Genomic DNA, 6,648 nt, shown 5'->3' with positions numbered 1-6,648 from the left:
CATAAGCAAATAGCCAGCAGTTCGTTTGACGGCACGCTATCCGGAACTAACGTAATAAGGTCTACGTTTTTTACGGTTGCGGTGGCTTCTTGCGCCTGCCGTTTGCGAGCCATGTCAAAGATTTTTGTCATTCATGAAAATAACGCCTGGGTGGAGCCCCTGCGCGAGGCGTTTGCCGAACTGAACCTGAGTTTCGAGGAGTGGTTCCTTGACGAAGGGGTGCTGGATTTTTCGACGGCACCACCGGATGGGGTCTTCTATAACCGGATGAGCGCGTCGTCCCACACACGCGGACATCGTTATGGTCCCGAATACACGGCGGCGGTCCTGGCGTGGCTTGAATCGTATGACAGGCGCATCATCAACGATAGCCGGGCATTGCGCCTGGAAGTCAGCAAGATTGCCCAGTATGCCGCGCTGCGCCGCTACGGGATCCGTACGCCCCGGACACTTGCCGCCGTCGGTGCGGATCGTATCGTCCAGGCGGCGCGCGAGATGCCTGCGCCGTTCGTCACGAAGCACAATCGTGCCGGCAAGGGCTTAGGGGTGCATCTGTTTCATGATATCGCGAGCCTGGAAAAGTACGTCGCCAGCCCGCAGTTCGAACAATCCGTCGATGGAATCACGCTGATTCAGGAATACATACAGGCGCCCGAGCCCTGCATTACGCGGTCCGAGTTCATTGGTGGGAAGTTCTTGTACGCCGTCCGGGTGGATACGTCGCAGGGCTTCGAGCTGTGCCCCGCCGACGTCTGCCAGATTGGCGATCTGGCCTGCCCTGTGGGTGGGGAGACTGCGCCGGCCCGTCCCCGCTTCGATGTCATTCCGAACTTCGATATTCCCGAACTGGAACGTTACCGGCGTTTCATGGCGGACCATGGTATAGGCATCACAGGCATCGAGTCGATTGTCAACGCGCGCGGCGAGCGCTATACCTACGACGTCAACACCAATACCAATTACAACGGCGAAGCTGAGCAGCGTGCCGGGTTATATGGCATGCGTACCATCGCGGCGTATCTCGGGCGTGAATCCGGCCAGTTGGCGGAACACGAACCCGCCTCACAAGCCGCTTGAGATCAGGAGAGAACATGAACAGGACATTGGCTCTTGCAGCCATGGCGGCGACGCTTGGTTTTTCCATGCTGACGGTGGCGCATGCGGACGCCGTCAGCGACATTCAGGCCAGGGGCACCCTGGTGGTCGGCGTAAAGGCAGACTATCGGCCGTTTGGCTATCTGGATGCCTCGGGCGGCATCGTCGGGTTCGGCCCCGACCTGGCGGCGGACGTCGCCAGGCAGTTGGGAGTGAAGCTGCAGATGGTCCCGGTGGTTGCGTCGAATCGCGTGCAGTATCTCCAACAGGGCAAGATTGATCTCATCCTGGCTACGCTGACCGATACCCCGGCACGCGACAAGCTCATGGAGATGGTGCAGCCGCATTACTACGGAGCGGGGGTCAACGTCCTGGCCCCCAAGTCCGCCGGTTTCAAGAGCTGGGATCAATTGCGCGGCAAGAAGGTCTGCCTGATTCAGGGGACGTTCACGAACAAGGATCTCCAGACCAAATATGGCGTGCAGGGACTGGCATTTCCGGGTACTGCGGAAGCGTACACAGCGCTTAGAAATGGCTCCTGTGCCGCGTTTGCCTACGACGACACCGCCATCCAGGGTGAACTGCTCAAGCCCCAGTGGAAGGACTATGGCATGCCGCTGACGTCGATCTTTTTCACGCCGTGGAGCATCGGTGCAAAGAAGGGTGAAAGCCATTTCGGATCCCTGTTGTCAAAGATGGTCGTGGGCTGGCACAAATCGGGCAAGATCCTGGCCCTGGAAAAGAAATGGGGCATCAAGCCGATTGCCTTTGCCCAACAGGAACATGACAGGTATCAGTGATGAAGGCCGGCCTGGGCCCTTCGAGCCCAGGTCTGGTTCGCTGTCTTGTGGGCCCGTCCTTCTGACCTGACCGAACAGTACGCCGGGTGGCTGCCATGCAGGGTTTCTGGGACTGGTTTCGTTGGTTGTATGAGACGACGGGGATCAACCTGTCCATTTTTTACGATGCCTTCGACAGGGCGCATTTCCTGGCGGGTCTGCTGGTAACGTTACGGCTGTCCGCTGTCTGCATCGTGCTGAGCGTCGTCATCGGAATCATCGGTGCCTGGCTGCAGGACTCCCGGCTGAAATTCGTTCGTGGGCTGGTGTACTGGTATATCCAGTTCTTTCGCAATACGCCTCCGCTGGTGCAGCTCTTTTTCTTCTACTTCGGATTGGGCGGCCTGCTCACGTCTGCGACTGGTACGGGTGAGCACGTTCCGTTGGTAGGGAATATCACGTGGGCCATCGTGTCGCTCTCATTCTTTGCCGGCGCGTTCAATACCGAGATTTTCCGGTCGGGTATCCAGGCGATTTCAGGCACGACCATCGAGGCGGCCCAGTCGCTGGGGTTCAGCCGGCTACGCACGTATTTGCTCATTGTTTTCCCGCTTGCGCTTCGCATCAGCCTGCCGGCGCTGGCCAACAATCTCGTCAACCTCGTCAAGGCCACCACACTGGCCTATGCCATCGCCGTGCCGGAAATGCTGTATGTGACGAGCCAGATCTGGTCCGACGAACTGAATGTGCCGGAACTGATGAACGTATTGCTGGTCTGTTATGTGGTTCTGGCGGGTGCGCTGGCCTATCTCATGCGGCGCTGGGAGCGAGCACTCCATCTGCCAGGCTTTGGCTCATGAAGCCGGATTCTCGGACCGATCTGCCGGTACTGATCCCGGAAGCGCTGCGCCCTGCCTCGGCGAAGGCTTTGTGCGCTGGCCGAGGATGGCGCTATTCGGGTCTGATGAGGCCCACAACAGGTTGGGGCCTGTTGCTGCTGTTCGTAGCCTGTTGCGGTGTGGCGCAGGCACAGGCGGGTGTACATCAGCCTTCCGTATGGGTGACCCTCTGGAAGTGGACGCCGCTGTTGCTGCAGGGGTTTCTGCTCAACCTTGTGATCAGCGTGTTGGCCATGCTGGCGGGAACGGTCATGGGGTTTTTGCTGGGGTTTGCACAGATTGCCCAATCGGCCTGGGTGCGCAAACCGTCATGGCTGGTGACACAGTTCTTTCGCAATGCGCCGTGGCTGGTGCTGCTGTTCTACTGCATGTATCTGCTGCCGTTCCGGGTGACCATCCTGGGGAATGTGGTTGCGGTTCCCGGATGGGTAAAGGCGACTCTGGGGTTATCTCTTCCAGTCATGGCGAACGTGTCGGAAATCCTGCGTGGTGCCGTTCAATCCATTCCGACCGGACAGTGGGAATCCGCTGCGTCCTTGGCCTTTTCCCGGCGCTGGACACTGTGGATGATCATCCTGCCGCAGTGCATCAAGCGCATGCTGCCACCGTGGATGAATTTGTATTCGATCCTGACGATGGCCACGGTACTGGCCTCCATTGTCGGCGTTGACGAACTTCTGACACTGACCGCGAGGGCGCTCAGCGCGGAGGATAGGCCCGAGCTGCTGTTGCCCTTTTACAGCTACGATCTGTTGTGGTTCTTTGTCTATTGCTATCCGATCGCTCGCCTCACCCTTTATCTGGAGCGCCGATATGCCGTCCCCGATTGAACGTGCCGCGGCGACCCCGCCGGTGGCCGTGACTGTCCAGGATGTCCATCAGTCGTTTGGCGGGGTTGAAGTCCTCAAGGGAATGTCGCTCGTCGTCCCTCAGGGCCAGGTGGCCTGTGTCATCGGCCCATCGGGCGCCGGAAAATCAACATTGCTGCGCTGTATCAACGGTCTGGTCGGTATTGACAGGGGAAGCATTCGTGTTGGGGCCTTTGATGTCCAGAAGCTGCGGACCGATGTCCAGAAAATTGCGCTGCGTAAATGCGTCTCGATGGTGTTCCAGCAATACAACCTTTTCCCGCACAAGACGGCGCTGCAGAATGTGATGATGGCCCCCGTCCATGTGCTGCACGAGGATAGGGGAGAAGTTCGGGCGCGGGCGCTGGCGCTGCTGCAAAAGGTGGGGCTGCTCGACAAGATCGACAGCTATCCTGGGGAGCTGTCAGGGGGCCAGCAGCAGCGGGTGGCCATTGCCCGTAGCCTTGCCATGCGGCCCCAGGTAATGCTGTTCGACGAAATTACGGCCGCGCTGGATCCCGAATCGGTCAAGGACGTATTGGACGTCGTACGTCAGCTGGCTGGGGATGGCATGACATGCATCCTGGTGACGCACGAGATGCGCTTTGCGCGTGAAGCTGCGGACATTGTGTACTTTACCGACGGCGGGATTGTTGTCGAGGCCGGCCCTCCTTCGGAGCTTTTCGATCATCCATCGAATCAGCGCACGGCCTCGTTTCTGTCCCGTGTCTTGTAAGGTGGATGGCCCCGCCATGCTGACCGCGGCTCTGGAGCACGTGCGGTCTCGTGCCCGTGCCAGACCCGCCTCAGACCGGGTCGAAGTGGGTCATGACGTCCAGCACCGGCAGATCAGCCATGACGCGTTCGCGGGCCGCCACGGCGATGGCATGACCCGCCTCGATGGTGAGCTGGCCGTCCATTTCGATGTCCACTTCCACCCAGATCATGTCGCCCATTTTGCGCGTGCGCAGATCGTGGATGCCGCGCACACCCGGCGTACTCACGATGCGCTCCCGGATGGCGAGCTCGGTGTCGCTGTCGGCGGCCCGGTCGACCAGGTCGTTGAAGGCCTGCCACGAGAACTTCCAGCCCATGCGTATGATCATGAGCCCTACCACCAGTGCAGCCAGCGGGTCAGCCAGCGGCACCCCGGCCAGGTTGGCCGCCACGCCCAGCGCCACTACCAGGGATGAGGCTGCGTCCGATCGTGCGTGCCAGGCGTTAGCCACCAACATGGTCGATCGCACGCGCTGGGCGACCTTCAGCAGGTAGTGGAACAGGCCTTCTTTGGCCAGCAGCGCCAGCAGTGCCACATACAATGCAGACACATGTACCACGGCAATCAGGCTGGGGTCTTCTAGGCGCCGTATGCTGCCCCACACCATGCCCAGGCCAACGAGCATCAGCAGGGCTCCGATCCCCAGCGTGGCGGCTGTTTCGAACCGCAGGTGTCCATAGGGGTGGTCGGCATCCGGCGCCTTGGCGCTGTGTTTGTTGGCTAACAGCACGACTGCGTCGGAAATCAGGTCCGACAGCGAGTGGATCGCGTCTGCTACCAGCGCCTGGGAGTGTGCCAGCAGCCCGATGACAAGCTGCGCAGCTGTCAGCAACAGGTTGACCCAGACGCTGACCCATGTGCTGCGGCGTGCAGCAGCGTGGCGCTCGGGTGGGTCGGCGGGCGAGAGGTGGATGGGCGGCATGCGAGCAGTATACGGGCAGTTCTCCAGCGCCTGTGCAGTACACTGCAAGCCTTGTCGGTAATAGGGCATTGCATCCGGATGCTGATTCCAAGGGCGAACTGGCTGGCGCGGCCGCTGCTGCTGTTGCGCGCGTTCTGGCGCGCCTTCCCGTGGCACTGGTTGTTTGCAGTGCTGGTGGCGGTGGACGGGTATTTGTTCCTGGACCCCGTGCTGACAGTGCTGGGCGGGCATGGGAAGGGCGTGATCGAATCGCTGCGCACGCTGGACAGCGATCGGCTTGCGTCCTTCGTTCAGACCGGCGGTATTCCACAGCTTTCGCGGCTGATGCTGGGGCTGGGTGTGCAGGTAATGGCGGTCGGCCTGTTCATGCGCGCTCGCCTGGCCTGGGCCATGAGCATTCTGCTCCTGGCCGTTGTGGGCACCTTCTCTTTGTGGCGCGGCCAGGGGCATCTGGGGCTGCTTGTCTATACCGTCGTGCTGGTTGCGATGCTGACGGTCTACTGGCGGCGGTTCGACCGTTCCAGCCTGACGGCAGGCAGCCTGTTCGCCATCATCAGCGTGGGTTCCCTGCTGGTGTATTCGGTCTTCGGGGTGCTGTATCTGGGCAATGAGTTCAACCCGCCCATTCATGATCCCGTCACGGCGCTCTACTTTTCCATCGTTTCCATGTCCACCGTGGGATATGGGGACATCGTGCCACACACGGGTGCGGCGCGCCTGTTCACGGCTTCCATCATCCTTATGGGGATCACGGTCTTTGCCACGTCCATTGGCGCCATCGTCGGGCCTCTCATCGGAGGAAACCTGCGACGCCTGATGCGTGCGCGGATCTCACATGCCATGCGAAAGAATCACATCATCATTGCGGGGGTGAGCCCGCTGGCGCAAAGCGTCTACAGTGCCTTGCGTCAACGAGGCCACGACGTCACCGTGATCGTTCCCTCGGCTGATCCGCATCCGTATCCCGACGATGCGGATGTGCTGGTGGGCGATGCTTCGGATGCCGACGTGCTGCGCCAGGCGGGCGCCGGCCAGGCCCGCTATGTGCTGGCGCTGCGCCTGGACGACTCCGAGAACGCCTTCATCGTGATGGCGGGGCGGGAAGTGGCTGGATCGGGCACCAAGCTGGTCGCCCTTGCGAATTCGGCCGTGCACCTGGCCAAGATCCGCCGCGTGAATCCGGACATCGTGATTTCGCCGCAGCTGCTGGGCAGCGAAATCCTGGCGCGTACCCTGAGCGGCGAGTCTATCGACGAGGCGATGATCACGCGCCTGCTGTTCGGGCAGAATGCCCCTGAAGGCCAGGCCTGATGATCCCGGGCCGCGC

The 6,648-nt window shown here is 60.9% G+C and carries 7 protein-coding genes; 6 read left to right on the top strand and 1 reads right to left on the bottom strand.

From position 1 onward, the window contains the following. The first annotated feature begins 111 nt into the window (after positions 1-111). The 5 genes from EPN31_RS04665 to EPN31_RS04645 all read left to right on the top strand — a co-directional run bounded on the left by EPN31_RS04665 (position 112) and on the right by EPN31_RS04645 (position 4,357). Positions 112-1,077: an alpha-L-glutamate ligase gene (locus EPN31_RS04665; protein ID WP_291770209.1), complete on the top strand. Its 966-nt coding sequence runs from the start codon at positions 112-114 to the stop codon at positions 1,075-1,077. 14 nt (positions 1,078-1,091) lie between these two features. Then, positions 1,092-1,895, top strand: a complete 804-nt coding sequence (locus tag EPN31_RS04660) for a transporter substrate-binding domain-containing protein (protein ID WP_291770206.1) — start codon at positions 1,092-1,094, stop codon at positions 1,893-1,895. Between the two features lie 95 nt (positions 1,896-1,990). Next, entirely contained in the window at positions 1,991-2,734 is a 744-nt protein-coding gene (locus EPN31_RS04655; protein WP_291770203.1) for an amino acid ABC transporter permease, read from the top strand. After that, on the top strand, positions 2,731-3,603 hold the full coding sequence (locus EPN31_RS04650) for an amino acid ABC transporter permease (protein WP_291770200.1): 873 nt from the start codon (positions 2,731-2,733) through the stop codon (positions 3,601-3,603). Before EPN31_RS04655 ends, EPN31_RS04650 begins: the two co-directional genes overlap by 4 nt. Further along, a complete protein-coding gene (locus EPN31_RS04645) occupies positions 3,587-4,357 on the top strand; it encodes an amino acid ABC transporter ATP-binding protein (RefSeq protein ID WP_291770196.1) in 771 nt (256 codons plus the stop codon). Before EPN31_RS04650 ends, EPN31_RS04645 begins: the two co-directional genes overlap by 17 nt. Before the next feature lie 70 nt (positions 4,358-4,427). Here the strand turns inward: EPN31_RS04645 and EPN31_RS04640 are convergent, their stop codons facing one another. Continuing rightward, complete coding sequence (locus EPN31_RS04640; protein ID WP_291770194.1) at positions 4,428-5,321, bottom strand: cation diffusion facilitator family transporter; 894 nt, start codon at positions 5,319-5,321, stop codon at positions 4,428-4,430. Positions 5,322-5,399: 78 nt separating this feature from the next. Here EPN31_RS04640 and kch point away from each other — a divergent pair, with 78 nt between their 5' ends. Then, a complete protein-coding gene (kch, locus tag EPN31_RS04635; RefSeq protein WP_291770191.1) occupies positions 5,400-6,632 on the top strand; it encodes a voltage-gated potassium channel protein in 1,233 nt (410 codons plus the stop codon). Positions 6,633-6,648: the final 16 nt, after the last annotated feature.

Origin of the sequence: Castellaniella sp. (genome assembly GCF_004321985.1) — a bacterium.
Lineage (GTDB): Bacteria > Pseudomonadota > Gammaproteobacteria > Burkholderiales > Burkholderiaceae_B > Castellaniella.
Note: the sequence above shows the minus strand (reverse complement) of the source record. Positions and strands in the feature narration are given on the sequence as shown.

Bases quoted from the DNA above. Each gene is read 5' to 3' on its own strand.
- EPN31_RS04665 (WP_291770209.1), top strand. From the start codon at position 112: ATGTCAAAGATTTTTGTCATTCATGAAAATAACGCCTGGGTGGAGCCC.
- EPN31_RS04660 (WP_291770206.1), top strand. From the start codon at position 1,092: ATGAACAGGACATTGGCTCTTGCAGCCATGGCGGCGACGCTTGGTTTT.
- EPN31_RS04655 (WP_291770203.1), top strand. From the start codon at position 1,991: ATGCAGGGTTTCTGGGACTGGTTTCGTTGGTTGTATGAGACGACGGGG.
- EPN31_RS04650 (WP_291770200.1), top strand. From the start codon at position 2,731: ATGAAGCCGGATTCTCGGACCGATCTGCCGGTACTGATCCCGGAAGCG.
- EPN31_RS04645 (WP_291770196.1), top strand. From the start codon at position 3,587: ATGCCGTCCCCGATTGAACGTGCCGCGGCGACCCCGCCGGTGGCCGTG.
- EPN31_RS04640 (WP_291770194.1), bottom strand. From the start codon at position 5,321: ATGCCGCCCATCCACCTCTCGCCCGCCGACCCACCCGAGCGCCACGCT.
- kch (WP_291770191.1), top strand. From the start codon at position 5,400: ATGCTGATTCCAAGGGCGAACTGGCTGGCGCGGCCGCTGCTGCTGTTG.